The organism is Actinomadura opuntiae (assembly GCF_030283205.1).
Classification (GTDB): Bacteria; Actinomycetota; Actinomycetes; order Streptosporangiales; family Streptosporangiaceae; genus Spirillospora.
The window spans coordinates 24,967-49,746 of the sequence record NZ_JASNWF010000030.1 but is presented as its reverse complement, the minus strand read 5'-3'; the positions used below and the strand labels follow the sequence as shown (position 1 = coordinate 49,746).

28 protein-coding genes and 1 pseudogene are annotated in these 24,780 nt (G+C 68.3%); 14 read left to right on the top strand and 15 right to left on the bottom strand.

Annotated features, from left to right (window positions below):
* Nucleotides 1–39: 39 nt before the first annotated feature.
* From QP089_RS43150 to QP089_RS43135, 4 genes are all read left to right on the top strand, one after another.
* Nucleotides 40–492 (top strand): C-glycoside deglycosidase beta subunit domain-containing protein, encoded by a 453-nt coding sequence (locus QP089_RS43150; RefSeq protein WP_285920346.1) that lies wholly within the window; start codon nucleotides 40–42, stop codon nucleotides 490–492.
* The gene (locus QP089_RS43145; protein ID WP_285920345.1) at nucleotides 489–1,514 is read left to right on the top strand and encodes a sugar phosphate isomerase/epimerase family protein; all 1,026 of its coding nucleotides are present in this window, start codon (nucleotides 489–491) and stop codon (nucleotides 1,512–1,514) included. The genes QP089_RS43150 and QP089_RS43145 overlap by 4 nt, the downstream gene beginning before the upstream one ends.
* Nucleotides 1,511–3,061, top strand: coding sequence for a GMC oxidoreductase (locus QP089_RS43140; protein WP_285920344.1), 1,551 nt, complete (start codon nucleotides 1,511–1,513; stop codon nucleotides 3,059–3,061). The genes QP089_RS43145 and QP089_RS43140 overlap by 4 nt, the downstream gene beginning before the upstream one ends.
* Nucleotides 3,062–3,194: 133 nt before the next feature.
* The gene (locus tag QP089_RS43135; RefSeq protein WP_285920342.1) at nucleotides 3,195–4,823 is read left to right on the top strand and encodes a flavin monoamine oxidase family protein; all 1,629 of its coding nucleotides are present in this window, start codon (nucleotides 3,195–3,197) and stop codon (nucleotides 4,821–4,823) included.
* A gap of 114 nt (nucleotides 4,824–4,937) precedes the next feature.
* On the opposite strand, the gene QP089_RS43130 is transcribed toward QP089_RS43135, so the two are convergent.
* The 4 genes from QP089_RS43130 to QP089_RS43115 form a co-directional block, all read right to left on the bottom strand.
* Nucleotides 4,938–5,315: a hypothetical protein gene (locus QP089_RS43130; protein ID WP_285920340.1), complete on the bottom strand. Its 378-nt coding sequence runs from the start codon at nucleotides 5,313–5,315 to the stop codon at nucleotides 4,938–4,940.
* On the bottom strand, nucleotides 5,312–6,673 hold the full coding sequence (locus QP089_RS43125; RefSeq protein ID WP_285920339.1) for a PASTA domain-containing protein: 1,362 nt from the start codon (nucleotides 6,671–6,673) through the stop codon (nucleotides 5,312–5,314). The genes QP089_RS43130 and QP089_RS43125 overlap by 4 nt, the downstream gene beginning before the upstream one ends.
* Nucleotides 6,670–6,960, bottom strand: a complete 291-nt coding sequence (locus tag QP089_RS43120) for a WXG100 family type VII secretion target (protein WP_285920338.1) — start codon at nucleotides 6,958–6,960, stop codon at nucleotides 6,670–6,672. The genes QP089_RS43125 and QP089_RS43120 overlap by 4 nt, the downstream gene beginning before the upstream one ends.
* Nucleotides 6,961–7,259: 299 nt before the next feature.
* On the bottom strand, nucleotides 7,260–7,493 hold the full coding sequence (locus QP089_RS43115; RefSeq protein WP_285920337.1) for a hypothetical protein: 234 nt from the start codon (nucleotides 7,491–7,493) through the stop codon (nucleotides 7,260–7,262).
* Between the two features lie 507 nt (nucleotides 7,494–8,000).
* Between QP089_RS43115 and QP089_RS43110 the strand changes: the two genes are divergently transcribed.
* From QP089_RS43110 to QP089_RS43100, 3 genes are all read left to right on the top strand, one after another.
* Nucleotides 8,001–8,363 (top strand): hypothetical protein, encoded by a 363-nt coding sequence (locus QP089_RS43110; RefSeq protein WP_285920335.1) that lies wholly within the window; start codon nucleotides 8,001–8,003, stop codon nucleotides 8,361–8,363.
* A gap of 16 nt (nucleotides 8,364–8,379) precedes the next feature.
* Entirely contained in the window at nucleotides 8,380–8,607 is a 228-nt protein-coding gene (locus tag QP089_RS43105) for a hypothetical protein (RefSeq protein WP_285920334.1), read from the top strand.
* Nucleotides 8,608–8,702: 95 nt separating this feature from the next.
* The gene (locus tag QP089_RS43100) at nucleotides 8,703–8,897 is read left to right on the top strand and encodes a hypothetical protein (RefSeq protein ID WP_285920333.1); all 195 of its coding nucleotides are present in this window, start codon (nucleotides 8,703–8,705) and stop codon (nucleotides 8,895–8,897) included.
* On the opposite strand, the gene QP089_RS43095 is transcribed toward QP089_RS43100, so the two are convergent.
* The 5 genes from QP089_RS43095 to QP089_RS43075 all read right to left on the bottom strand — a co-directional run bounded on the left by QP089_RS43095 (nucleotide 8,882) and on the right by QP089_RS43075 (nucleotide 12,419).
* Complete coding sequence (locus QP089_RS43095) at nucleotides 8,882–9,151, bottom strand: integrase core domain-containing protein (RefSeq protein ID WP_285920332.1); 270 nt, start codon at nucleotides 9,149–9,151, stop codon at nucleotides 8,882–8,884. The two genes, QP089_RS43100 and QP089_RS43095, sit on opposite strands and share 16 nt — an antisense overlap.
* The gene (locus QP089_RS43090) at nucleotides 9,148–9,969 is read right to left on the bottom strand and encodes a helix-turn-helix domain-containing protein (protein WP_285920331.1); all 822 of its coding nucleotides are present in this window, start codon (nucleotides 9,967–9,969) and stop codon (nucleotides 9,148–9,150) included. The genes QP089_RS43095 and QP089_RS43090 overlap by 4 nt, the downstream gene beginning before the upstream one ends.
* 301 nt (nucleotides 9,970–10,270) lie before the next feature.
* A complete protein-coding gene (locus QP089_RS43085) occupies nucleotides 10,271–10,528 on the bottom strand; it encodes a DUF4158 domain-containing protein (RefSeq protein WP_285920330.1) in 258 nt (85 codons plus the stop codon).
* A 320-nt stretch (nucleotides 10,529–10,848) separates the two neighbouring features.
* Complete coding sequence (locus QP089_RS43080) at nucleotides 10,849–11,601, bottom strand: SDR family NAD(P)-dependent oxidoreductase (protein ID WP_285920394.1); 753 nt, start codon at nucleotides 11,599–11,601, stop codon at nucleotides 10,849–10,851.
* 5 nt (nucleotides 11,602–11,606) lie between these two features.
* Complete coding sequence (locus QP089_RS43075) at nucleotides 11,607–12,419, bottom strand: alpha/beta fold hydrolase (RefSeq protein WP_285920329.1); 813 nt, start codon at nucleotides 12,417–12,419, stop codon at nucleotides 11,607–11,609.
* A gap of 112 nt (nucleotides 12,420–12,531) precedes the next feature.
* On the opposite strand from QP089_RS43075, the gene QP089_RS43070 reads away from it, so the two are divergent.
* A complete protein-coding gene (locus tag QP089_RS43070; protein ID WP_285920328.1) occupies nucleotides 12,532–13,911 on the top strand; it encodes an aminotransferase-like domain-containing protein in 1,380 nt (459 codons plus the stop codon).
* Nucleotides 13,912–14,723: 812 nt separating this feature from the next.
* On the opposite strand, the gene QP089_RS43065 is transcribed toward QP089_RS43070, so the two are convergent.
* From QP089_RS43065 to QP089_RS43055, 3 genes are all read right to left on the bottom strand, one after another.
* Nucleotides 14,724–15,143, bottom strand: coding sequence for a helix-turn-helix domain-containing protein (locus QP089_RS43065; protein ID WP_285920327.1), 420 nt, complete (start codon nucleotides 15,141–15,143; stop codon nucleotides 14,724–14,726).
* Nucleotides 15,144–15,716: 573 nt separating this feature from the next.
* Nucleotides 15,717–16,181: a superantigen-like protein SSL4 gene (locus QP089_RS43060; protein ID WP_285920326.1), complete on the bottom strand. Its 465-nt coding sequence runs from the start codon at nucleotides 16,179–16,181 to the stop codon at nucleotides 15,717–15,719.
* A 1,496-nt stretch (nucleotides 16,182–17,677) separates the two neighbouring features.
* Complete coding sequence (locus tag QP089_RS43055; protein WP_285920325.1) at nucleotides 17,678–18,436, bottom strand: SDR family NAD(P)-dependent oxidoreductase; 759 nt, start codon at nucleotides 18,434–18,436, stop codon at nucleotides 17,678–17,680.
* A 147-nt stretch (nucleotides 18,437–18,583) separates the two neighbouring features.
* Here QP089_RS43055 and QP089_RS43050 point away from each other — a divergent pair, with 147 nt between their 5' ends.
* Genes QP089_RS43050 through QP089_RS43040 form a run of 3 tightly spaced genes read left to right on the top strand, consistent with a single transcriptional unit; the run spans nucleotide 18,584 to nucleotide 19,884 of the window.
* Nucleotides 18,584–19,219: a TetR/AcrR family transcriptional regulator gene (locus QP089_RS43050; protein ID WP_285920324.1), complete on the top strand. Its 636-nt coding sequence runs from the start codon at nucleotides 18,584–18,586 to the stop codon at nucleotides 19,217–19,219.
* A gap of 48 nt (nucleotides 19,220–19,267) precedes the next feature.
* Nucleotides 19,268–19,702 carry a hypothetical protein gene (locus QP089_RS43045; protein ID WP_285920323.1) on the top strand — a complete coding sequence of 145 codons (435 nt, stop codon included), beginning with the start codon at nucleotides 19,268–19,270 and terminating at the stop codon, nucleotides 19,700–19,702.
* Entirely contained in the window at nucleotides 19,699–19,884 is a 186-nt protein-coding gene (locus tag QP089_RS43040) for a hypothetical protein (RefSeq protein WP_285920322.1), read from the top strand. The genes QP089_RS43045 and QP089_RS43040 overlap by 4 nt, the downstream gene beginning before the upstream one ends.
* 176 nt (nucleotides 19,885–20,060) lie before the next feature.
* Here the strand turns inward: QP089_RS43040 and QP089_RS43035 are convergent, their stop codons facing one another.
* Both QP089_RS43035 and QP089_RS43030 read right to left on the bottom strand, forming a co-directional pair.
* Nucleotides 20,061–20,285 (bottom strand): hypothetical protein, encoded by a 225-nt coding sequence (locus QP089_RS43035; RefSeq protein ID WP_285920321.1) that lies wholly within the window; start codon nucleotides 20,283–20,285, stop codon nucleotides 20,061–20,063.
* Nucleotides 20,286–20,650: 365 nt separating this feature from the next.
* Nucleotides 20,651–21,244: a hypothetical protein gene (locus QP089_RS43030; protein ID WP_285920320.1), complete on the bottom strand. Its 594-nt coding sequence runs from the start codon at nucleotides 21,242–21,244 to the stop codon at nucleotides 20,651–20,653.
* Nucleotides 21,245–21,352: 108 nt separating this feature from the next.
* On the opposite strand from QP089_RS43030, the gene QP089_RS43025 reads away from it, so the two are divergent.
* Both QP089_RS43025 and QP089_RS49085 read left to right on the top strand, forming a co-directional pair.
* Nucleotides 21,353–21,955, top strand: coding sequence for a TetR/AcrR family transcriptional regulator (locus QP089_RS43025; RefSeq protein WP_285920319.1), 603 nt, complete (start codon nucleotides 21,353–21,355; stop codon nucleotides 21,953–21,955).
* Nucleotides 21,956–22,026: 71 nt separating this feature from the next.
* Nucleotides 22,027–22,178: pseudogene (locus QP089_RS49085) on the top strand (Tn3 family transposase); the annotation flags it as partial.
* A gap of 115 nt (nucleotides 22,179–22,293) precedes the next feature.
* Here QP089_RS49085 and QP089_RS43020 read toward each other — a convergent pair.
* Entirely contained in the window at nucleotides 22,294–22,971 is a 678-nt protein-coding gene (locus QP089_RS43020) for a TetR/AcrR family transcriptional regulator (RefSeq protein ID WP_285920318.1), read from the bottom strand.
* Nucleotides 22,972–23,043: 72 nt separating this feature from the next.
* On the opposite strand from QP089_RS43020, the gene QP089_RS43015 reads away from it, so the two are divergent.
* Nucleotides 23,044–24,639 carry an ABC-F family ATP-binding cassette domain-containing protein gene (locus QP089_RS43015; protein ID WP_285920317.1) on the top strand — a complete coding sequence of 532 codons (1,596 nt, stop codon included), beginning with the start codon at nucleotides 23,044–23,046 and terminating at the stop codon, nucleotides 24,637–24,639.
* Nucleotides 24,640–24,780 lie beyond the last annotated feature (141 nt).

Below are 24,780 nucleotides of genomic sequence, written 5' to 3'. Positions count from 1 at the left end.
TGCCCCACCGAACCACCACCCGGCCAAGGAGCTCCTGCAGTGTTCCGTGAACGCATCATCGTCGATGACTCCCTGGCGGCCACGCCCGACGGCTACGAACTGGCCGTACGGCTTCCGTGGTACCGCGCTCTGCCCGTCAGCTCGATCGAACAGCTCGACATCACCCTCGACGGGGTCCGCGCCCCCGCGGAAGCGATCACCTTCGAGGTGAACGGCCGCGCCCGCACCTTGGCCGAGGCCAAGCAAGCCTGGGACGACGTCTGGTACGTGCTCGACGACGGCATCGTCCGCGTGGCGGCCGACGCCGACGTCTCCAGGGGCGAGCACGAACTGGAGGTCACACTCGGCGTCCGCATCCCCTACCTGCCCGTCGCAGGCAAGCCGCTGCTGATGACCGAACGCTCCATCAAGACGATGCCCGCCACCAACATGCCCGCCACCAAGACCGCGCCCGCTGAGAAGAACGCTCCCGCCAAGGAGACCGCCGAATGAGCCTGCCCAAGCTGGGTGTGACCCTCTACAGCTTCACCCCCTACTACCACGCTCGCCAGTACACCTTCGAAGACCTCATCCGCATCGCCGGTGAACGCGGCCTCGGCCCGGGCCTGGAGGTCGTCGGCTTCCAGAGCATCCGCGGCTTCCCCCGGCTGCCCGATGGGTTCACCCGCCACTTCTGCACCCTGGTCGATCAGGCAGGGCTTGAGCTGTCATGCCTGGGCGCCAACGCCGACGCCGGCCTGCGCCACGATCGGCTGCTGACCGAGGACGAGCTGGAGGAGTACATGCTCGCCCAGCTGGAGGCCGCCCACACCCTGGGGTTCCCGACCGTCCGCGTCCAGCACTCGGTCACCCCCGACCTGATGGAACGCCTCCTGCCGCACGCCGAACGGCTCAACCTCGTACTCGGCATGGAGATCCACAGCCCGCACAGCGTCCGGCACCCGAAAATGCAGGCCCTGCTCGAGCGCTACGAAAAGCTGGGCTCCCCGCACCTGGGATTCATCCCCGACTGGGGCGCCTCCCTGACCCGGATGCCGCCCAGCATGCTGACCACCTACCGCAGCAAGGGCGTGCCCGAGCAGCTCCTGACCGCCTTCCGCGACCAGTGGAACGCCTTCCACACCGAGCCGCTCATCACCGACGACGCCGAGCAGGGCGCCCGGTTCAAGACCATGCGTGAGCTCAACGACCGGTTCGGCGGCGACGATGTGTCGGTGCGGATCGGCACCAACTCGGTCGGCCTGTTCGGCCACATGGACCCCACGGACTGGACGACGATCATGCCGTGGGTCGTCCACGTCCACGCCAAGTTCTACGACATCGACACCGACGGCAACGAACCCTCCGTCCCGCACGACATCCTGCTGCGCGACCTCGTCGCCGCCGGCTACCAGGGCTACATCTCCACCGAATGGGAGGGCTGGCACTGGAACGACACCGACGACCCCTTCGACATGGTCGCCGCCCAGCATCGGCTCAGCGAGCGGGTCTTCGCCTCCCTGGCGACCTCATGACCCACCAGCCCATCAGCACAGACCCCACCAGCGGCAGTCTTGCCGATGAGCGTGTCGACCTGCTGGTCATCGGCAGCGGCCCAGCGGGGGCGGCCTTTGCACGCCGTGCACTCGACGCGTTCCCGGCAGCGTCGGTCCTCATCCTGGAAGCAGGCCCCCGGCTCACCGACGCCGCCGGCGAGAACGTGCGCAACGTCCCGGCCGGCCTCCGCAAGCAGCTGCAGGAACGTGTCAGCGGACCCCAGCCCGAAGGGTTCCGGCCCTTCGGCGCCCGCCCGCTGCGCGCCCGGCCCGGCACCCTGCTGATCCGCAACGACGATGGAAGCGGCGACGGCCAGGACGGCATGCCCGCCGCCGCTTACTCTGCCAACGTCGGAGGGATGGGCGCCCACTGGACCTGCGCGGTTCCCCGCCCCGGCGGCAGCGAACGCATCCCCTTCATCGACGCCGCGGAAATGGACGCCGCCCTGGACGCCGCGGACCGGCTCCTCAACACCACCACCACCGGGCTCCGCGCCACCCACGCCGCCGGCGTCATCCGGCAGAAGCTGGCCGAGCGCTACGACCACCTGCTGCCCGACGGGCGTAAGACCGGCCCGATGCCCCTGGCCTGCGCCCCCGCACCCGACCGGGACGGGCTCCCACGCTGGACCGGAGCCGACACCATCCTCGGCGACACCGACGGCCGGCTCACCATCCGGCCCGACGCGCTCGCCCGCCGGCTGCTGCTGGACGGTGACCGCGTCACCGGCGCCGAGGTCCTCGATACCCGCACCGGCTCGGTGTTCACCGTCCACGCCGACGTCGTCGCGGTGGCCTGCGACGCGCTACGCACGCCGCAGCTGCTGTGGGCGTCGGGGCTGCGGCCGCCCGCACTCGGCCGCTACCTCAACGACCAGCCTCAGGTCGTCGTCGGCGCCCGCCTCGACCTGCCCACCGAAACCGACCGGGGAGCGACCGCGACCGACCCCCGCGACACCCTCACCGGAGTGTCGTGGGTCCCGTTCACCGACGGGGTCCACCCCTTCCACGGCCAGGTCATGCAGCTGGACGCCTCACCCATCGCGATCCACGTCGGTGACCGGCCCGACCCGCGGCCCATGGTCGGTCTCGGCTGGTTCCTGCCCAAGGACATCCAGGCCGACGACCGGGTCTGGTTCGACGACGACGACCTCGACGAACGCGGAATGCCGCGCATCCACATCGACTACGCACTCACCGGCAACGACTGGGACCAGGTCCACCGCGCCGTCAAGGAACTGGAAGCACTCGCCGCCGAACTCGGCGAGCAGACCCGCGTCCCCGACCTGCTCCCGGCGGGCAGTTCCCTGCACTACCAGGGCAGCGTCCGGATGGGCGCCGTCGACGACGGCACCAGCATCTGCGACGACCGCGGCCGCGTCTGGGGATACCGCAACCTGTTCATCGGCGGCAACGGCGTCATCCCCACCGCCACCGCCTGCAACCCCACTCTCACCGCCGTCGCCCTGGTCGTCCGGTCCGTCGAGGCCATGGACGGCCTCCTGCCGGCAGCGAAAGGGCAGTGACGCCGTTGCCGCGCCCGCACAGGGCAGTGGTGCAGGACACGTGAAGTTCACAGCGGAGCACTCCGCTCGAAACGTCCCGAAATGAAGATCGTCGGCGCATCGACGGAACGATCTTCTTGTGGGGAGATGCGCCTTGGCACAGATCCAGCGGACGCGGCACGGGCAGACGCGCAGGGGCTTCCTGCGCGCGGTGGGGCTGACGGGCGGCGCGGGCACGATGTTCGCGGCGATGGGAGCGCTCGGGCTCGCACCGGCCGAGGCCACTGCGGCCGCGCCGCCGTTCCGGCCCCTCAGCCCGGCCGACTTCCACCTCACCGGGCGCAGTGCCGCCAGCGTCGTCATCCTCGGCGGCGGCATCGCCGGCCTCGTCTCGGCCTACGAACTCGGCAAGGCCGGGTACCGCTGCACGATCCTGGAACCGCGCGACCGGACGGGCGGCCGCAACTTCACGGTGCGCGGCGGCACCGCGCAGACCGACCTGTTCGGCAACAAGCAGGTCGCCGGCTTCAGCGAGGGCCAGTACCTCAACGCCGGGCCCGCGAGGCTCGCCCAGTGGATGGTCACGCTCGACTACTGCAGGGAACTCGGCGTCCCGATCGAGGTGTTCACCAACATCAACGCCGACGCCTACATCTACAACGAGTCCTCCGGCATGAAACCCGGGCACCCCATGCGGTACCGGACGGCCAAGGCGGACGTCTACGGGTACGTGAGCGAACTGCTCGCCAAGGCCGCCGGCAGCGGCGCCCTGGACGCCGACCTGACCGGCGACGACCGCACCGCGCTCCTGTCGTTCCTGGAGGACTGGGGACAGATCGGCGGCAAGTCCGACGGCTTCGCCTACAAGGGCGGCACCAACCGCGGCTTCGCCGCCTATCCCGGCGCGGCCGGGCAGCCCGGCACGCCGCTGGGCTCGGTTCCCGACGTCTCCGACGTGTTCGCCTCCGCCGTCGGACGCTACTTCTCCTTCGAGTTCGAGTACGACCAGGCGATGCTGATGTTCCAGCCGGTCGGCGGCATGGACCAGATCCCCAGGGCGCTGACGCGCGCCATCGGCCCCGGCAAGGTCAAGCTCGGCTGCGCCGCGTCCCGGCTCACGCAGCGGCCGGATGGCGTGACCGTCCACTACACCGACGCCGCCGGCCGCCAGAAGACCCTGGACGCCGACTACTGCATCGCCGCGATGCCCCCGCACCTGCTGGCCGGGCTCCCGCACAACCTCGGCGACGACGTCCAGGCAGCCCTGCGGGCCATCACCCCCGCCTCCGCCAGCAAGATCGGCCTGGAGTACCGCAGCCGCTGGTGGGAGACCGACCACCGCATCTACGGCGGCATCACCGAGACCGACCTCGACCTCACCCATGTGTGGCACCCCTCCCACGGCTTCCACGGCAGGCGGGGCGTCATCGTCGGCTACTACAACTACGACGAGACCGCCGACAAGTACGGCAAGATGACCCCGCGGCAGCGTCAGGAGCGTGCCGTCGCCCTCGGCGAACGCATCTACGGGTCCAAGTACCGGACCGAGCTCGCCTCGTCCTTCTCCCAGTCCTGGCGCTACATCCCGCACATCGAAGGCGCCTGGCACAACCTCCCGGGCTGGACCCCCGACGCCCCCGTCCTCAAGCCGCTGACCGCGCCGACCGGCCGCGTCCTGTACGCGGGGGACTGGCTCTCCTATATGGACGCCTGGCAGCACGGCGCCATCCTCTCGGCCCGCCAGGCCGTCACCGCCCTGCACACCCGAGCCCTGACCCACTGACCGGGCGGCGCACCTTGAACCGCAGGTGCAGCACCCCTTTCGCCCTGGACGACCACGTGGGGGTCCAGGAGCGGGGTCCGAAGGAGAACACCGCCGGGCTTCGGAGTTCTCGCCTCAGCCGACCTCTTGGTAGGCGGTGGCAATGGCGGCCACGATGTTCAGCTGGACCGGACCGGCCGCGTGCAGCCACACCAGCGCCGGAAGCGCCGGCGACCGCACCAGGTCGATGTTGAGTCCGGTCGGCCAGGGCCCGCTGCTGGGCTCCAGGATCGTGACGGCCAGCTCGCTGAGCGGGGCGGCGCCGGGGCCCGGCGGCCGCCCCACCTCCAGGTAGTAGACGTTGGCGAAGGACAGCACCACGTCGGGCCGGTCCGGTCCCCACCGCAGCTGCAGGTCAACGGAGTCGGCCTCCTCGGCAAGCGACGTCGACAGCCGCTCGATGCTGTAGCCCTCGCAGGCCAGGGCCACCTTGGTGAATGCGTCGAATGTCATGGCCGAATCACCCGTTCTCCGGTGGAATGCTGCTGCGTCCGCAGACCGTCGGGGCCGTAGCGCGGATGGTAATTCTTCTGGTTCGGGCCGGGATCGATCTTGGGGCCGAGGCGCTGCACTTCACCATTGGGCCTGATCCACACTTCACTGCCGTCGGGATTAGTGTAGTGGCGGTACCCGCCGGCGGTTTCCCCTTGCAGGGTGAATCCCTGATCCGCGAGCTCTCGCTCGGCCTCGTCCAAGGATTTCCCATTGAGGTCGGGGAGCCGCGCCGCGCCGATGTCGTCGTGGTTGCCTTGGACCGCGCCCTCGAGGGATTTCTCCAGCCCTTGGGTGTCGGCGTCGTTGGGCTGGACGTTGGGTGCCTTGTCGGCGCTGTTCTCGGCGGCCTGGATGACGTGCTCGGCCAGGGCTCCGGCGGCGATCACCGTGATGGTGCCGAGCAGGGCGCCGGCGATCGGGGTGAGGATGCTCATCGCGAGCGCGGTGTCGGCGGCCACCGCGCCGGCGTCGGACGCGCCGCCGGTCTCGGGGGTGAAGAACAAGCCAGCCCCGATGACGATGACACCGACGACCCCGGCGCCGGCCAGTTCCCATTCGGCCTTGTGGTGGGCGTGCTCGACGGCGTCGGCGTACTTGGTGCAGGCGTTGGCGATGTTCTTGCACAGGTCCGGGAGCGACTGAAGCACCGTGGCGTCGTTGCAGGGGGCGTACAGCTTGCTCCACACGTCGCCGATGGCGCGGGCGTCGCGGGTGTTGTTGCCTTCGGTGACCGAGTAGGTGGCGGTGCCGAGTTTCCCGGTGGAGGCGGTCAGCCTGTCGTGGGCGCTATTCCAGGCCGCGGCCGCGGTGCGGAGCTTGCCCGGGTCGCCGGTGGGCCACAGCTCGGCGATCTGGCGGGGGAGCGAGGAGCCGGCCGAGCCGAGCACCGACGGCGGCATCGCCATGGCCTTGTCGGTGACGACCTGTTTGCCGACCTGCTGACCGAGCTGCCACGGCGGCAACGGCGACTGCGCCCGCGGGTTGAGCAGCACCCCCGACCCCATGGTCGGCGGAGTGCTGATGGTCGAGTGGTGATCGGCCCTGAGGTAGTTGCCCGCGGTCGCGCCCAGACACAGGGAGATGCCGCCGACACTGCGCATCACGGCGCGGAACGCCCGCCAAGCACCTTGGACCGCGCTGGTGTAGTGGGGGGCGAACGCCACCGCCGCCTTGTCCGGTGCGTGCCCGGCCATCCCGTCGCAGCTGCTCAGCGCCGCGGCCAGGGCGTCCCAGGCGCTGCCGATGTTCCACTGCTCGGTCGCGAACGTGGTGGCGGCCTGCTGCACGACGGCAGGGGTGATCAGGACGTCTGTCACAGTGGCGTCCACATCCGCAGGGTGGCCTCATGAGCGGTACGGAAGTTGCGGTGCGCGAGGCCGACGTGGCGGTGCAGCCGGTCGAGTTCGGCGGCGAGGTTGCGGGCGGAGGCATGCCAGGAGTCGGCGGCCTCCTGGTAGGCCCGCCGGGCGGGGCCGTCCCATTCGGCCAGGTGGACGTTCAGGTCCCGTTCCAGCTTCGCCAGCACGTCGTTCAGGGCCTGGAGCGCGTTCCGGAAACTTCTTTCGGTGTCCTCGAACGCTTGGAAATCGGCCTCGATTTGCATCGAGCTCCACTCCCACCATCACTAGAGGTGACAAGTGAAGAAAAAGGTATTAAGCCGCGGCCGTAACCGGCAACCCCGCAACGCTCGCCGCCCCCTCTCAACCGCCCGTAACCTGCGATAACGTCGAGCACTTTTATCGTCGAAGGGCGGCTGCGGGCGCACTGGTCACGGCGTCCTCCGCTGTCCGCGGTATAAGGACCGCTTACCCCGGAGCCTCGCCCGGCGGACCTCACCAGGCCCGGGCGCCAAGCGCGATGATCCGGGCCGCCGCCACAAGCTCCCGCGTCCACCAACGGAGATCACTGCAGACGAGCAGGCCGCCGCTCGCCCGGGAGGCCGGGGACACGGCCGAGGACGACGCTGATCTGGTGGGTCCGGTCGACGGCGGCGCGCAGGCGGGCGTCCGAACGCGACCGGCCCGGACGGTCGTCGTCGGGTCCGGCTCCGTAGAGGCGCTGTTCCTTGCGCGGTTCGTCGTGCATACCGTGGCCCAGCAGCAACGGGAACAGCAGGTGCTCAAGCAGCGCCTCCAACCCGCCCTCGACGTTGTGCGCATCGCCGGTGACCGCGAACGGCGCGCGGAGGCTCGACAGACCGTCGCCGGTGCGGGGCCGCTGCTCATCTGCCTCATTCGAGACGGCGTGTACCTCGTTGAGACCGGCGCTCTGGCACGGCTTCGATACGAGGCCATGGAGGATGACCGGCCATCATGTCAGCAGCGTCGGTACATTGTTCGACGCCCGAGTACACCTTCAGGCGATGCGAGCCAGCCGCACGATTCTCAAAGCCGCGTTCAACTCGCAGCATCCGCGTGCTCGTATCGCTGGCCGCGTACCGCTGGAACCGGACGCGAGCAATCGTCACTATCCGTGCTCTATCAATACGATCTGTAGAGCGTCCCGAGTCGGGGATACCGTGACGCGAACCGGCCATCATGTCGATCTTGTCAAATGTCAAGGGCGTGTTAGATTGATGGTCCAAATCCGTTCCGATTGATCTTCAAGAGTTCAAATCGGAACTTCTCGGGGAGTGTGTTCACCATGCAAGTGCTGCGCTTTGCGGCATCGGCCTCCGCTCTCGCGCTGGCCCTGGCCGTAGTGGCTACAGGACCAGCGCACGCCGCCGTTCCCCCCTACAGCGGTCCATGCATCGTAGACTGGACTTCATGCGACACCGGTTACCTGCACGCGGGACCTAATGGCGGGATCACGGTAGAGTTCAACACCAAGGTCGGCGGGGGCAACTTCAAGCTGATCGATCTCCACTCTGGTGTGGTGGTCTGGTCCAAGGGGCTGGGCAACTTCCAGGACTACTGGAAAACGATCACCGGCCTGTCCTCGGACTACTATTGCACGGTCAGAAATGCTGGCCCGGGAGCTGGCTGCGCCATCTTCGCCTACTGATCTTACGCTTTCGTTCGTGCAGCTCGGAGCATGTCGACAATCGAAGGACGCCACAGACGCCGATGTCAAACATCGGCTGTTCCGCCTCGGAAGCAACCGAGCGAAACGGAGACAGATCCGCATCACCCTCGTCTGCGGAACAAGCAGGACAGAGCTGTCGGTGACGTTGTCCGCCGACCACAAGAAGCTCACCGCGACCAATGTCCAAGGGGAAGCCGGGCAGTATGTGCGCGTCGCCAGTTGAGTTCCCCACGACCAGGCTCGGACCACCCCCTTAGGGCGTGTCGTAGTGGTCCAGATACCGGCGTTCTGGGGAGCTCAGCTCGGCAGCGGATCGGCATGGAGTTTCCTCCAGAGGCGATCCTCGATCCAGAAGCGGTAGGCGAATTCTTCGAGATTCGGGGCGCACCAGTGAATCTCGGTGACCAGGGCGGCGGGATCAAGCTCGGGAGGATCTTCATCGCCGACGTCGAGACTCTGTGGCGCTCGAATATTGGGTCACGTGGTCTGACCTGTGGCTATGCGGCGTGGTGATACTCGCTGATCAAGGCTGTGACGACACGTTTTCGGCGGATGCGGCGTAGGTCGATGGGGTCGGCCGCGGCCCGGATCGACTGCGTTTCGATGTCCGGCGGGCGCTGCTGCCGGGACTGGTGCGGCCGGTGGCGGTTGTAGTGGTCCAGGTACTCGGCGAGCACCAGGGCCAGGTGGCGTTCGCCGAGGATGAGGGTCCGGTCCAGGAGCTCGCGGCGGAGGGTTCCGATGACGCGTTCGCAGATGGCGTTCATCCGCGGCGTCCGCGGCAAAGTCCTGGGGCCCGGAGCCCATCAGCCTTGAACACCTCATCGAACGCGGCGGTGAAGATCGGATCGCGGTCATGGATCACAAACCGCAGCTTGCCGATGCGATCGGCCAGGTCCATCGCCAGGTTGCGGGCCTGCTGCACCGCCCACGCCCCGGTCGGGTGGGCGGTCACCCCGGCCAGATGAAGTCTGCGCGTGCCGTGCTCGATGAACACCAGCACGTACAGCCGCTTGAGCAGGACCGTCTCAACCACCAGGAAGTCGCACGCGATGATCGCGTGCGCTTGGGCAGCCAGGAATTGCCGCCAGGCCGGTCCCGCCCGACGCGGTGCCGGATCGATGCCGGCTGCGTGCAGGATCTCCCATACCGTGGAAGCCGCGATCGCGTAGCCGAGACGGGTCAGCTCGCCTTGGATCCGCCGGTGCCCCCACGTCGGGTTCTCTCGCGCCATCCGCAGGATCAACGTTCTGATCGCCGCGCCGGTGCGGGGCCGGCCTGGACGGCGCCGGTCGGCGAAGGTCCACTTGCGTGCGCCCAGGTCACGGTGCCAGCGCAGGATCGTCGCCGGGGTGACCGGGAAGATCCCCGCCCACCGCCAGCGAGGAACCAGCCGGGACAACGCCGCAAACCAGAGCCGGTCGCCATGATCCCACCGCGGCCGGCCACCGAGCCGACGGCGCAACACCCGGTTCTCCTGACGGAGCACCAGCAACTCGACATCCTTGGACACATCAGAACGGACCAGCATCACAAGCAGACTGAGCAGGCTCCGGACCAAGCGGTACAGCAGCGACAACAACACCCCGAGATGGTCGCAGCCAAAACCATGCTCCCGAATCGAAACCCCAGTACACAGCATGGATCCGAGTTTCCGAGCGGTACACCATCCACTACCGGACCGGTCTGATCCAGATCCTGGAGGCGCTGGAGTTCAGGTCGACCAACACCGAGCACGTCCCGATGATGACCGCGCTCGCCCTGATCAAGCGGTACAAGGCTGAGCGCACCAACCACACCAAGTATTACGCCACCGGCGAGACCGTCCCCGTCGACAAGATCGTCCCGGCCGAGCTGGCCGAACTGATGTACCGGACCGAAAAGAGTTACTCAAACGTCCGGCCTTCCCAGGAGTACAGGGCCAGGTCCGCGGCGGGGACCTTCACCACCTTGGCGACGAACTCGACCGCGTCGTCGGGCAGGTCGGTCCGGCCGCGGGGGAACTGGCCGTGCCGTTGGTGGAACTTGAGCAGCAGCGCGCAGGCCAGCTTGGTCGGCCCTCGCTTCCCGGCCAGCAAGGTCAGCTCTGCACCGGCCAGGCTCCAGTGCTCGATCAGCTCGTCTTCGTCGATGGTGCGCGCCACGGGGGGTTCGCTCTCTCTACGCTTGGGGGGACGAGCGGCCCTGGGGAGGCCGCCGTACGGCACGACATGAGGAAAGTGCCGACAACACCTGGAGGCGGCACTTCTCTCCCCCGAAACAGGACCAATACTGGACGTCACCACTCCATCGCGTCGCGGAAACCGGCGAAGTGCCGACGCCATTCAGCGACTCGGCACTTCCATGTCGAGCGTGATCGGCATGGCGGCAGGCGTGATCAGCCGTGTCCGGGGGCCCGGCCCCGCAGCACCGCGCACACCCGTCCCGCACCGCCGATCGGTCTCCTCGCCTCGCTTGGTGACCCTCAGGTGCGGTGAACGGCGAAAGGCCCGAAACTTTGGGCGACGGGCATCAGTTCGATCGTGTTGACGTTGACGTGGGCGGGCTGGGACACCACCCAGTGCACCGACTCGGCGATGTCCTCGGGCTCGATCGGCCGCATGCCCGCGTAAACGTCAGCCGCCTTGTGCCGGTCTCCGTGGAACCGAACCGTGGAGAACTCTGTCGACCCGCACATCCCGGGTTCTACACAGGTGACGCGGACGCCGGTGCCGTGCAGGTCGCTGCGAAGGTTGAGGCTGAACTGTCGTACGAACGCCTTGGTGGCACCGTAGGCGTTCCCGCCGGGATACGGGTACGTGCCTGCCACCGATCCAAGGTTGATCACATGGCCTCGTTCCTTCGCGACCAGGATCGGCAGGATCGCGCGCGTGCAGTGGATGAGGCCCCTGCAGTTGGTGTCGAGCATGTCGTCCCAGTCAGCTAGATCGGCCCGGTGAGCTGGCTCGAGGCCTTTGGCCAGGCCGGCGTTGTTCACCAGGACGTCGATGTCGGCGAACTCTGGCGGCAGGCCGGCCACTGCGTCGGCGACGGCCGCGCCATCGCGGACGTCGAGGACGAGGGGGTGCACCGCGTCGCCGCATTCCTCGGCCAGCCGCGCGAGCCGGTCTCCTCTTCGGGCCGAGGCCACGACGCGCGCGCCGCCGGCCGTGAAACGGCGGGTGATCGCGGCGCCGAACCCGGAGCTCGCTCCGGTCACGAACACGGTCATTGTCATCGCGTTCACTGCTCCTCGGAAATCACGTCTAGGAATGCGCACAGGGCGTCGTTGAACTCGGCCGGGCGCTCCAGGTTGGGCATGTGCCCGCACCCGTCGATCACGACGAGCGTGGAGTGCGGGATCAGCTTGTGCATCAGCCGCGCGTCCTCGACCGGCGTGAATTCGTCTTCGCTGCCGACGACGATGAGGACCGGCACCGCGGCGCCGGCCAGCGACTCGGCGTAGTCGGGGCGTTCGGCACGGCCTCGCAGCGCGGCCGCGGCACCTTCCGGTGACGTGCCGAGCATCATGCCGAACACATGCTCGGCGACCGCGGGTAGGCGTTCGATGGTCGATGGGGCCACCATCTTCGGCAGGACCTCCTCGGCGTAGGACTGGATGCCCTCGCCGAGCAGCCGGTCGGCGAGGGCATTGCGCGATCGCCGGCCGTCCTTTGTCTCCGCCCATGGCGCGGTGTCGGCGAGCAACAGGCCGCGGATCCGGTCCGGGACCTGCCGATGGATCTCCATGACGATCTGCCCGCCCATGGAAAGGCCGCCGAGGACGAAGCGTTCGACGCCGAGCCGGTCGAGCAACCCGATGATGTCGCGAGCGAAGGTCTCCAGCGGGGTCTTCCCCGGCACGACCGTGGTCTCGCCGTAGCCGCGCAGGTCCGGGACGATCACTCGCCAGCTTTCCGTGGCGAGGCGGTCCAGTTGCGGCCGCCACATCGACCGGTCGAACGGATGGCCGTGCACCAGTACCAGCACTGGTGCCGTTGCGCTTCCCTCGTCGTCGTATGCGATGGTCATCCCATCGGCGGAAAGCGTGCTCATGAATACGCGCTCCTAATCCTCTTCCTGCTTGACGGTTCGATGCTATTGAAGGCAATACCTCGATGCAATAGTTAAAATGCTCTCGGTGCAATGTCGGATAGTGATGGGCGCGATGGACGATTATCGGAAGATCGCTGACGTGCTGGCGGCGCAGATCGCCGACGGCCGGCTCCGCGCCGGCGACCGGCTGCCGCCGCAACGACGGTTCGCCCGGCAGCACGGCATCGCCGGTTCGACGGCCGCACGGGTCTACGGTGAGCTGATCCGGCGGGGGCTGGCCGTCGGCGAGGTGGGCCGCGGCACGTTCATCCGCGCCGGGCGGCCGCCCGCCGAGCCCGCGGACGCCTTGGTCGATCTGGAGCTGAACTTCTCCGTCCTGCCGGAGCAACCCGCGCTGGTCGCGGCAAGCCTGGGCGGGATGCTGCGCCCCGACGTCGTGGAGTCAGCGCTCCGCCCGGCCGGCGCGGTGGGAACCGCCCCGGCCCGCGAGACCGCCGCGCGGCTGCTGTCCCGCGCCGGCTGGGCGCCCAACCCGGGTCACGTACTGTTCGCCGGCAATGGGCGGCAGGCGATCGCCGCGTCGGTCGCGGCCCTGGTACCGCCGGGCGAACGCCTGGGGGTGGAGGCGCTGACCTATCCGGTTGTGAAGGGCATCGCCGGCCGTCTGGGCGTCACGCTCGTCCCGCTGGCGATGGACGAGAACGGGGTGACGCCGGAGGCGATCCGGTCCAGCAGGCCGCTGCGTGCCGTGTACCTGCAGCCAAGGCTGCGGACCCCCCTCGGCGGCACGATGCCCGCTCGGCGGCGAGCCGAGCTCGCCGACCTGCTCCATAAGCTCGACCTGTACGCAGTTGAGGACGCCATCTACGCCTTCCTTCCTGAGGACCTACCGCCACTCGCGGACCTGGCGCCCGAACATGTCGTCGTGGTGGACAGCCTGTCCAAACGGCTCGCGCCAGGCCTGACCACAGGGTTCGCGGTCACGCCGCCTCTCCTGACCGGCCGGATCGCCTCCGCGCTGCGGTCCGGCGGGTGGTCCGCCGCCCGGTTCGCACTCGAGGCCGCGACGCGCCTGCTGGCCGACGGCACCGCCGAGACCGTCCAACGCGCCAAATGCCAGGACGCGGCAGCGCGACAGGCGCTGATGCGCGAGCGCCTCGCCGGGTTCGCGGTCGAGGCAGACCCGCACGCCTATCACTGCTGGTGGCGGCTTCCTGAACCGTGGCGCGCCGAGACGTTCGTCGCGGCCGCGGCCCGCCGAGGCAGCGCTCCTGGCCGCCCAGGTCGTCAACCCGGCGGCCAACCGCACCACCGAGCTGGACGAGGGCGACATCCTTGCCCACCTGTACGGCGCGGCCCCGAACGTCCACGAGCACGACGCGTCGATGCTCCTGGCCCGCACCTCGCCCGTGAACGCGGTGCTCGCCCCCGGCGGTTCTACCCCGTGGGACCGCGCGTTCACTCCGTGGCACGCGTCGGGCGTCCAGCCTGAATCCGCGGCATCAGGGACAGCGCCGCTCGCATCACCCTCACCGAGTCGGCATCAGGTCGACTGCGCCGGGGACACACATCCTGGGGCAGCGGTAGAACCAGCCGAGAGAAGATCAGGACAATATCATTTATCCTGGAGAAGGCGCTCGGAGGTTGTGGACGTGTCCCACGGTGAAGCCCGCACCAGAACCCACTCCCTGCACGTCTCACCTGCACGGACGTAATTTTTCGGCAGGCACAGGCCGGCCAGTCGACCAGATGCTCTGGCTATCAAACAAACGGAGAAATCTTTCGGCAAGCACACACTCTTATGAACCTATTACTATCAATCCCCCAGAAACCATAGATACAAGTGGAAGCCCCTCTCCACTTGCAAGCAAAGCCTCTCGATCTCCCTTGCAACGTTTTCGCCGAAAATTTCAATGACGTACGGCCGAGAAATTTCCTCGCAAAGTCTCACACATTGTCGCGAATTGAACATCGCGTCAGCGTATGGCAACAGACTACCTCAAAAAGGGAATTCGACGGGATCGATGATAGAAAATGCGTCAGTCCACTCGACAGCACATCGTCCTCGAAGTACAACTTCGCTGTCTTCTCTACGCACTTGAAGAGTGATCATAGATCCCCTTCTCATCGAGAATACACGGATGTTACCTGGCCATTTTCGACCCAGACTCCGATCCTATGGAGTGGATCACCGTTGGCATCGTAGCCAACCGGATGAGAGCTCTTAATCTCGAGAGTATGTTGACGTGCCGAGCCGGTACCGACATTCAAACCTGTTGGGCTTCATTATCCTGTGCCGCTCGATTATTGAGTCACGTGGCCTGAGCTGTAGTTATGCGGTGTGGTGGTATTCGCCACCAGGAAGCCACAGGCGATGATCGCGTGCGCTTGAGCGGCCAGGACCTGCCGCAAGATCGGCCCGGCCCGACGAGGCGCGGGTCCGATACCGGCGGCGTGCAGGATCTCCCACACCGTCGACGCCGCAATCGCGTACCCCAGACGGGCCAGCTCTCCCTGGATACGCCGGTGTCCCCACGCCGGGTTCTCCCGGGTCATCCGCAAGATCAGGGTTCTAGCCGCCGCACCCGTACGTGGCCGTCCTGGACGACGCCGGTCGGTGAAGGTCCACTTACGAGCGACCAGGTCGCGGTGCCAGCGCACGAGCGTCGCCGGGGTGACCGGAAAGAGCTCGGCCCACCGCCCGCGCGGCACCAGATGCGACAACGCCGCAACCAGAGCCGGTCGCCATGACCCCAGCGCGGCCGACCTGCGACCTGACGGCGCAAAACCTGGTTCTCATAACGGAGCACCAGCAACTCGACGTCCTTGGACGGATCAGACCGGACCAGCATCACCAACAGACCCGAGCAGGCTCCGGACCATCCGGTACAGCAGAGACAACAACACCTCAAGATGGTCGCAGTGACCGCCTCGGCCCCGCAGCAAATCCCAGCTCACAGCACGAAACCGAGTATCCGAGCGGCACACCGTCGAGGACATGGTCGCAGTCCTTGGTGATGCCCCTCCAACGGCGCTCGATCACCTGCCGCCCGCTCAGGATGTCATTCCTGCTCACCGGACTTTACGAGCGGGTCCATGCGCAGACCGGCATCACCGCGACCGTGCCCGAGAAGCTCCTCGAGGAGGTCCCCGCGCCTACGTGGGACGGTCGCGGCTGTGAGCACGCTCGTCGCCGCCCTCGGCACCCCGAGCCGGGTCTTCCACGCGCCCTTCACCGCCGGCCGGCCGAGGGCGCCGCCCGAGCGCCGAGGACACTGGACGCTCCTCGGTTGCCTGCTACCGGGGCGGATGGGCGCCCAGTCGCCAGCCTTCCTCGCAGGCGTCCATGAAGGCCGCGCGCCCGGCCGGGAACTTCCCGCCCCCCTTTAGGCCCTCCTCGTAGGACTGGGCGCAGAAGCTGGACGGCGCCTTCTCACCCATGGTCGCGCGCATGCCCGCGGCCATCTGAACCATCGTCCGGAACGTGTAGCGCTTGCCGTCCGGGTCGATCAGCACGATCTGCCGACTATTGCTGATCTTGGGGTCAGTGGGGGTGGACTGGGGCGTCGCGGTGGAGATGCCTGGCGTAGGAGCACCGGACGGAGGAGTCGCCGGCGCAGTGGCTCCCGGCGTGCCGGGCGCAGGCGTGGTCGCCGCCGGTGTGGAGGATGGCCCCTTCGCGGTGTTCTTGTCGCCGTCGCACGCCACGGCACCGAAGAGGAGGGCACCGAGAGCCAGGGGGATCGCGATCTTCATGGTCACGGGCGGCTCCAGGGCGGCGGCAGAGGCGTCGTGGGACATTAACAGATCGTCCCGCAGAGCGGCACCAGGCGACCTACAACAGTCTCACAGTCGTAGGAACCGGCGACCGACCCCACCGAAGCGGTCACGCCGAGATCGGCCAGCCGGGTGACGTACCGGAAACTGGTGTACTGGGCGGCTTGCCGTGGTGGTCACGACCGGTTGAGCAACAACCCCAGAGTTCGCTGAGGTCTCGCGTGCGCTTGTAGTCCCTGTACCTGGGCTTCTTCGTCAGATCTATGCCGGTTCTGGCATCTGAAGAGATTTCGGAAATCCTGAAGATTCATCGTTGCTGGTGTTCGTCTTGCAGCAGCGGTGAAGGCGAGGAGGCCGGAGTTGGCGCTGGCTGTGGTGAGGGATCTTCGGGTCGCGCGGGCTCCGGCCACGCCGGAGGATCTGGAAGCGCTGGAGAGCTGATCGACCAGACGCCGACGGCCGAGCCCCATGAGTGAACGCGTCAACGTCCAAGTGCTGCTGGTGTTCGGCGACCGGGCCGAACTGGTCACCCCCCACCCGCTCCACCCGAGGCGCCGTTGCGGGTCCCGGCCGCCGGCCTCACCGCCGACACCGGCATCCCGCCCGAGCAACTGCCCGGCAAGCGGTTGACCGCGGCGCTGTGATGTGGCAGTCGGCGCGTCGGCGGTGGGCCAGGAGGTGAGGACCCCGGCCTCGGGTCGGATGCCGGGATCACTCGATCAACGCGCGGCACCGTAGAAAGCCAGACCCCTTAACGTCTCGGCCTCGCTTCGCCCCTAGCCGTCTCGTTGCCGACGCGGGCGGCCTCGGGCACGGCAGGCCGCGCCCGCTTCCCGGGCCTGCCGTGCCCGAGGCCGCCGTCAGCGGGGGTCGATAAGCGCATTCAACTCCCCCCGGCGCGGCGCCTACCATGCAGGTCAGACCCCCTACCGGCCCCCTCTACCGGGGGCCCACCGGGGTAGAGGGCGGCGCCGTTGTGCCGTCGTGCCGTCATGACGGCGAACCGTCGCGGCGAGCTCGCGGCGGCCGCCGCGACGAACCAGCAGGAGGTTCATCCGGCCTCGGGGAACATCGGTACAGCGGTTAACGCTAAGCCGGTGATCATGGCGTTTAGCACAGGTGACAGGCCCGGCGGCGAGGTTCGGAGGAAGATCCCTGAGCGGCTCCGTGCGCCGATAGCTTCACGCTCATGCCAGTGGAGTTCCTGACCGACGAGCAGGCGGCGTCGTACGGCAAGTCCAACGAGGAGCCGACCCCACGAGATCCGGGGCGAAGACATCGCCCGGCTCTCCCCGCTCAAGCACCGCAACCTGAACCTGCTCGGCCGCTACAGCTTCACAGCCATCCTCCCGGCCGCCGGCGCCCTGCGCCCGCTACGGGACCCTGATGCGCCAGAGCTGGACGAGGATGAGGACGAGTCGGTCGGCTCGGAGTGAGTCGGGGCCGTCACTGCCTGCTTCCCTACCGGCCGTCGCCCGGCGTCACAGGAGGGCGCCGCCGGAGACCTCGATGCGCTGGGCGGTGACCCAGCGCAGTCCCTCGGAGGCCAGCGTAGCGATGGCGTCGCCGATCTCCTCAGGTTCGCCGACGCGACCGAGCGCGGTCTGTCCGGCCAGAACCTGGCGCATTCCGGCGTCGTCCCGCATCGCTCCGCCGTTGAAGTCGGTGGCGGTCGGCCCCGGGGCGATGGAGTTGACCCGGATGCCGCGAGGTCCGAGTTCTGCGGCGAGGGTGCGGCTCAGAGCTTCGACGGCGGCCTTCGAGGCGGAGTAGGCCGAGGTGGCGGGGCTGGTGTGGCGGGTCAGTGACGTCGAGACGTTGATGACCTGGCCGCCCTGGGCCAGCAGCGGCACGAGCGACTGGATGAGGAAGAACGTGCCCCGGACGTTGGTGCCCATCACCGTGTCGAAGTCTTCGATCGTGACAGTCTCCAGCGGCCCGAAGACTCCCACTCCCGCGTTGTTGACCAGGATGTCGAGCCGCGAAGTACCCCAGCGCTCCAGCTGCGCGCCCAGTTCGGAGGTGAAGGACGCGAAGGAGGAGACGTCGCTGATGTCGAGCCGGAGAACAGCAGCAGTCCCACCCACCGCCTGCACCTGTTCCACCGTCTTCTCAGCCCCGGCCGCATCGCCGCGGTGGGTGACCACGACCCGCACCCCGCGTGTGGCCAGGGCGATGGCCGCGCTGCGCCCGAGGCCGCGATTTGCACCGGTCACCAAAGCGATCTTGTCGATTGTCATGAACTTCCTCCACCGTGCGACGACCAGGATGCGCCCAGGTGCCACGGATCAGATGCGAGTCACTCGACTCGCCTTGCTGGTGCACCGTAAGCGAGCACCCCGAGGCGAGTCAAGTGACTCGCCTCGGGGCTGCGGCATACTCTCCGCATGGCAGCAGAACTCACCGCGCATCACCGCAGGCTCGCCCAGCAGAAGCGCGAGGCGATCACCTCCGCGGCCACAGAACTGTTCTTGGACCGTGGCTACGACGGCACCTCCCTCGCACGGATCGCCGAAGCGGCGGGGGTCTCGAAGTCCACCCTGTTCAAGCAGTTCCCCACCAAGGCGGCCCTCTTCGAGGCCATCGTCACCGAGTCCTGGCAGCGCGACGCCGGCGATACCACGGCGCGGCCACAGGCGGGAGATCTGCGCTCTGGGCTGACAGCCATCGGCCACCGCTACGCCGACCTGATCGGCCAGCCCCGCATGACAGGCCTGTTCCGGATCGTCATCGCCGAACTACCTCGTTTCCCCGAGCTGGGACGGACGCAGTTCCAGCTCGGCAAACTGCCCTACTTCGCCTCCGTCCAGCACTACTTGGAAGCCGAGCATGAGGCGGGCAACGCTGATGTGCCCGACGCTGAGAGTGCCGCGAACCAGTTCCTCGGCATGATCGCCAACTACGTCCTGTGGCCCCGCATGCTGCTGACCGGCTGGAACCCCGCAACCTCCGATATCCACAACGCCGTCGAAGAGGCCGTCCAGACGATGCTCGCCAGATACACCCCCGACCCGCCGGCCTGACCCGAAGCCGGAACTTCGACACTGACCTACGCGCGGCCGGGCGACACCGTGCACATCTCCGAGATGTTCCGCCTCGTCCGCGGCACCGGCCACATCCTCGACGTCCTCCACTGCGACCAGGTAGCCCTGCGCATCCACGACGGCGCGTTCTCCGCGATGGACCTCACCGCCCGCCACCCGCGCACCAGCGAGCTGCTGTCCACCGTGAAGTTCATGGTGCAGACCCTCGCCGCCGCCGGCGAACTACAGCGCGACCTCCAGCGCGAGCTGACCTACGACGGACAGCGCGCCGCCGAGGCCAAGGGCAACAAGGGCGGACGCCGCCCCGCCGTGGCCGACCTCATGCCCGACCACGCCGCCATCGAGGAGAACTCTCCGGGCCGGAGCTGCCGGTCACCCTCGACATGCCGGGCAACGTCGCCGACTTCCTCCGCACCGCCGAACTGGATCCCGCAGAGCGGGATGCGCTCGACCAAGGGGTGACCGTACGGCGCGGCCAGGGCTACACCTTGCGCGTCAGCGCCGTCCCCGCCGTGCACCTCGGGCTCCTCGTCCGCTGCCAGCCGCTCGACGGCGGCCACGGCGTCCCTGCGGTCCCGGCCCAGCGCAAGGCCCGCCGCGAGTACGAAAACCGCGTCAGCGCGCTCACAGCGACCGGACCATGATCACCGGCTTAGCGTTAACCGCTGTACCGATGTTCCCCGAGGCCGGGCTCGTCGCGCGCGTCACGCGCGCGCGTAGGGGTGTGGCGAAAGTGGCGAAAGTCCGCCGTCGGGCCCGGTGGTCACAGGTCACTCGAGGGCGGCTTCTCCCACGGGCCCACGGTGCCGTCGGCACTGAGTTACAGCCGTGGCACGTCGGCGTAGGCGGCCGGTGGTTCCAGCGGCCGGATCGAGCCACCACGCACGTCGGTCAGGATGCGCTGCGCGGCCGACGGCTCGCCCGCCACGCGCGGATAGGTGACGATTATCTGGGGTGCCGATCCGGTGACTTTCATGTGCGCCACGTATGGGTTGAGTGAACGTCGTGGACAGATATCCGGAGGTTCGTTCAGCATGTAGTCCATGTACGCCACGTAGGCCTTGGTCCAAGGCCAGCGGCAGGCGCTCCTGTGAGGCCGCGGCCAAGCAGCAGGTCGGTCAGGGAGTTCGCCGCGCCCGCTCCGGCGAGACAGCGCGGCACGTTCGCCTGCCGGGCCTGCCGGGCGATCTGTCCGATTCGAGGGCGTCATTCGAGGAGTCGGTGTCCATCGGGTGCACTGGCCGCGCCGGCCGGGGAAGGGGCATTCGCGTCGCGGCGGGCATCAGCGCGGTGACCGCGAGGCCGCGTGCCACAGTCCTGCTCGAAATCAACTGTCGGCCCTGCTCTCGATGTCGGTCGTGGGGCGCCGGCCGTCTCCGCGGTGTCATGGCCGGCCGCCCGGACACGGTTCTAGATCACCGGTCGTTCAGGGGTGCTGACGGTGTGTCGGCCCGCGTTCGCGGTCCGGCCGAGACGGAGCGCCGAGATCAGGAAGAAGATGCCGCCGGGGATGGCGTAGCCGGCCGCGTTGGTCAGTGTCGGGTCGTCCGCGGAGGCGCCGATGATGAACGAGCCACCGGCGAGCACGGAGATGGCACCGCTGATGATCATGGGCCACTGGCCGCCCATCGTGCGGCGGGTCACGCCCACGATCAGCTGGACCAGCCCGGCCACGACCGCCCAGGCGCCCCACACTCGCAGGACCGCCGGAATGCCGGACGCGCAGGCAATCGCCACGCCGACGGCGGTGAGCAAGCTGACCCCGATGTTCACGTACAGCAGCACGGGCGATCCGGTGGTGCGCGACGCGCGGGCGTCGACGATGGCGGCGGCCACGTCGAACAGCGGATACAGAACGAGCAGGGTGACCGCGAGCGGACCCAGGTTCGAGGCGGTCGTGAACATCACGAGGGCCCAGACGATGGCGAATCCGAAGCGGACGAAGTACAGCCGCCGCAGGCCGAAAGCGGTCCCGGCGATGCCGTCCGAAGCGATGGTGGTCACAGTGGTCCCTTTCAAGGAGGGAGAACGAACGTTCTGTCTTGCACAGGATCGCAATGTCGCCCCGCGCTGTCAAGACCGAACGTTCTACCTCCCGTTAGGATGTCCCCCATGAGGCAGGAATCTGCAGGCCGGCCCTCCGAGGCACGCTCCCGCCTGCTCGGCACGGCGACCAGGATCTTCTACACAGAGGGGATCCACTCGGTCGGGATCGACCGGATCGTCGCGGAGGCGCAGGTGACACGCGCCACTCTCTACCGGCACTTCTCCAGCAAGGAGGACCTCGTCCTGGCCTACCTGGCCGAGGTCGATCAAGCCACGCGCGCCCAGGTGGACGACGCCATCTCCCGCGGGCTGCCGGCGGCCGACACCGTCCGGGCCCTCGGCGAGTCCATCGCGCAGGGCATCCGATCCCCCGGCTTCCGGGGATGCGCCTTCCTGAACGCCGCCGCCGAGTACTCCGACCCCCACCACCCGGTGCACAAGGCCGTCATCGCCCACCGGCAATGGTTCCTGGACACCGTGACCGACCTGCTGGCACGCGTCGGGGAGACGCCCGCCGAACCCGCCGCCCGGCACTTCGTGATGCTGCGCGACGGTGCCATGGCCGCCGGCTGCCTCTTCGACCCGGAGCTGATCTGCGAAACCTTCCTGCGCGGGGTCGACGGCCTGCTGCAGGCCCATGCCGCACCCGGCAGCGCCAGGCCCATCTAAGACAGAAGGGATGTCCAGCCGGGCTGGCGTACAGGCCCGCGAGGAGGCTGAGTGCAGGATTTAGCGGTAGCGACCTGCTGCGCACCGCGATCTCGATCCGGGACACAAGCTGTCGTCGGTGACGCTGCTGCGCTGGCTGGGCAACCACTCCCGCAAGAACCGCCTGTACCGCGCCTTCCGCGAGCTCGGCCGCGCGATCTGCACCATCACGCTGCTGCGCTACCGACCCTCAACCTCACCCCGCCCGAGCAGACCCCCACCACCCGTCTGGACCTGGAACCGCGGGTGCTGTTCGGCACGCCGCCTACCTGATCGGGACGGGCAGGGACTGGATCTGGCTACCCGATGGTTTTCGCGCCGATTCCGTCGATCAGGTAGCCCAGGCCGCGGTGAAACGCCTCATCCCAGTCGTTGTCGCTGGGATGCCCGTGCGCGGCCAGCGTCGGATACGCCTCGCGCTGCGCCGCGAGGATCTTGTCGGCGGCGTCGCGGGTGGACGACTCGTCCCTGCCGTGCCAGGACAACTGGCTGATCGTGGCTCCGATCACAAAGTGCGACAGTCCGTAGGCGGCGGCGGTCAGCGGCGCGCCCGTGAGTCCGGCGCGTTGCAACGCCGCATGCAGGAACTCGGTGCGCGTGAGGATGTTCGGGCCGAGCATCGGCCGGCCCATCAGCGTTGCGGTCCATCGGTGCCGGAGCAGCACCGCGCGCCACCGCTCCACCATCGCGGTGACGTCAGCGCGCCAGTCCTCGGTCGCCGGTGGCACCTCGGCCTCAGCGAACACTCTGTCGAGGGCCAGGTCGAGCACATCGTCCTTGGTGTCCACGTGCCAGTACAGCGTGGTCGAGCCGGTGCCGAGCCGCTCGGCCAGCCGCCGCATGGTCAGCCGGTCCGCGCCCTCCTCATCCAGGAGGGCGATCGCTTCGGCGACGATGCGTTCCCGTGACAGCGGCGGCGCCTCCCGTCGTCCGCGCGGCTGTCTCAACCAGATGTCGCCTGCTCGGCTCGTTCCCATACCCCAACTCTAGTACGGTGAACGAGTACCGGATCAATGTTCTAGTCACCCGATCAGCGTTCAGAGGTGGTTGTGGGGCACATCGACGTGAGCGACCTGACCTATGCGCTGCCCGATGGACGGCCGTTGCTGCGCGAGGTGTCCTTCCGTGTGGGGCAGGGCGCGAAGGCGGCCCTAGTCGGACCGAACGGCGGCGGCAAGACGACGCTGCTCCGGCTCATCGCCGGGGAACTGGCCCCTTCCGCGGGGACGGTCGCCAACACGGGTGGCCTCGGCGTGATGCGCCAGTTCGCTGCGGAGGACCGCACCGTCCGCCAACTCCTCCTGTCGGTCGCACCGCCGCAGGTCAGAGCGGCGACCGACGCGCTCGCACACGCCGAAGCCGCGCTGACCGACGCCCCGGACACTCAGATGGCCTACGCCCAGGCCATCAGCGACTTCACCGACGCCGGCGGCTACGACCTGGAAGTCGTCTGGGACGCCTGCACGACCCTGGCGCTCGGCCTGCCCTATCAGGACGTCCGCGACCGGCCCGCGGGCACACTGTCCGGCGGCGAGCAAAAGCGGCTCATGCTGGAGGCGCTGCTCCGCGGACCCGACGAAGTCCTGCTGCTCGACGAGCCCGACAACTACCTGGACATCCCCGGCAAGCAATGGCTGGAGGAACGGCTGCAAGCCACCACCAAGACCGTGCTGCTGGTCTCCCACGACCGCCGCCTGCTCGCCGGCGCCGCCGACCGGATCATCACCGTCGAGTCCGGCACGGTCTGGGTGCACGGCGGCGGTTTCGCCACCTACCCGGCCGCGCGCCGGGACCGCGCCGCCCGCATGGACGAACTGCTCCGCCGCTGGGAGGAGGAGCACGCCCGACTGCGCCGCCTGGTCCACACGCTACGTCAGCGCGCCGCCGCCAACGACGCCGTCGCCTCGTCCTACCAGGCCGCCCGCACCCGCCTGTCCCGCTTCGAGGAGGCAGGACCGCCCGAGCCGCCGCCGCGCGAGCAGAACATCCGTGTTCGCCTGCGCGGCGGACGCACCGGGAAACGCGCCGTGATCTGCGAGCGACTCGAACTCACCGACCTGACCAAGCCGTTCGACCTGGAAGTCTGGTACGGCGAACGCATCGCCGTCCTCGGCGCGAACGGGTCGGGCAAGTCACAGTTCCTCAAGCTGCTCGCCACCCCCTCCTCAGTCCCCCACCACGGCACGGTGCGGCTGGGCGCCCGCGTCGCTCCCGGCCACTTCGTCCAGACCCACACCCGCCCCGACCTGCACGACCGCAACCCTGACGAGATCATCACGACCGACTTCGGGACAACCCTCAACGACGCCATGCGCGCACTGGCCCGATACGAACTCGCCCCCACACGACACCAGCCCTTCCACACCCTGTCCGGCGGACAGCAGGCACGCCTGCAGATCCTGCTGCTGGAGCTGTCCGGCTGCACCCTCCTCCTGCTGGACGAACCAACCGACAACCTCGACCTCGCCAGCGCCCAAGCCCTCCAAGACGGCCTGACCGCCTACCAGGGCACCGTCCTGGCCGTGACGCACGACCGCTGGTTCGCCGAAGACTTCGACCGCTACCTGGTCTTCGATCCGGACGGCACCGTCCACCACCGCACCACCCCGACATGGCCGGCAAAACCCGGACACGCCAGTAACTGAGTTCTGGGTCAGGTCAGCGTGGAACCTGGCCCGTTTCAACGTCGCCGCCACATCGCAGACCATCAGGGCGACTTCTTAGCGCTGTTCCGTTTGGGGATCGCTCAGCGGACAACCACGACGAGCCTTCACGCGAGCACGCGA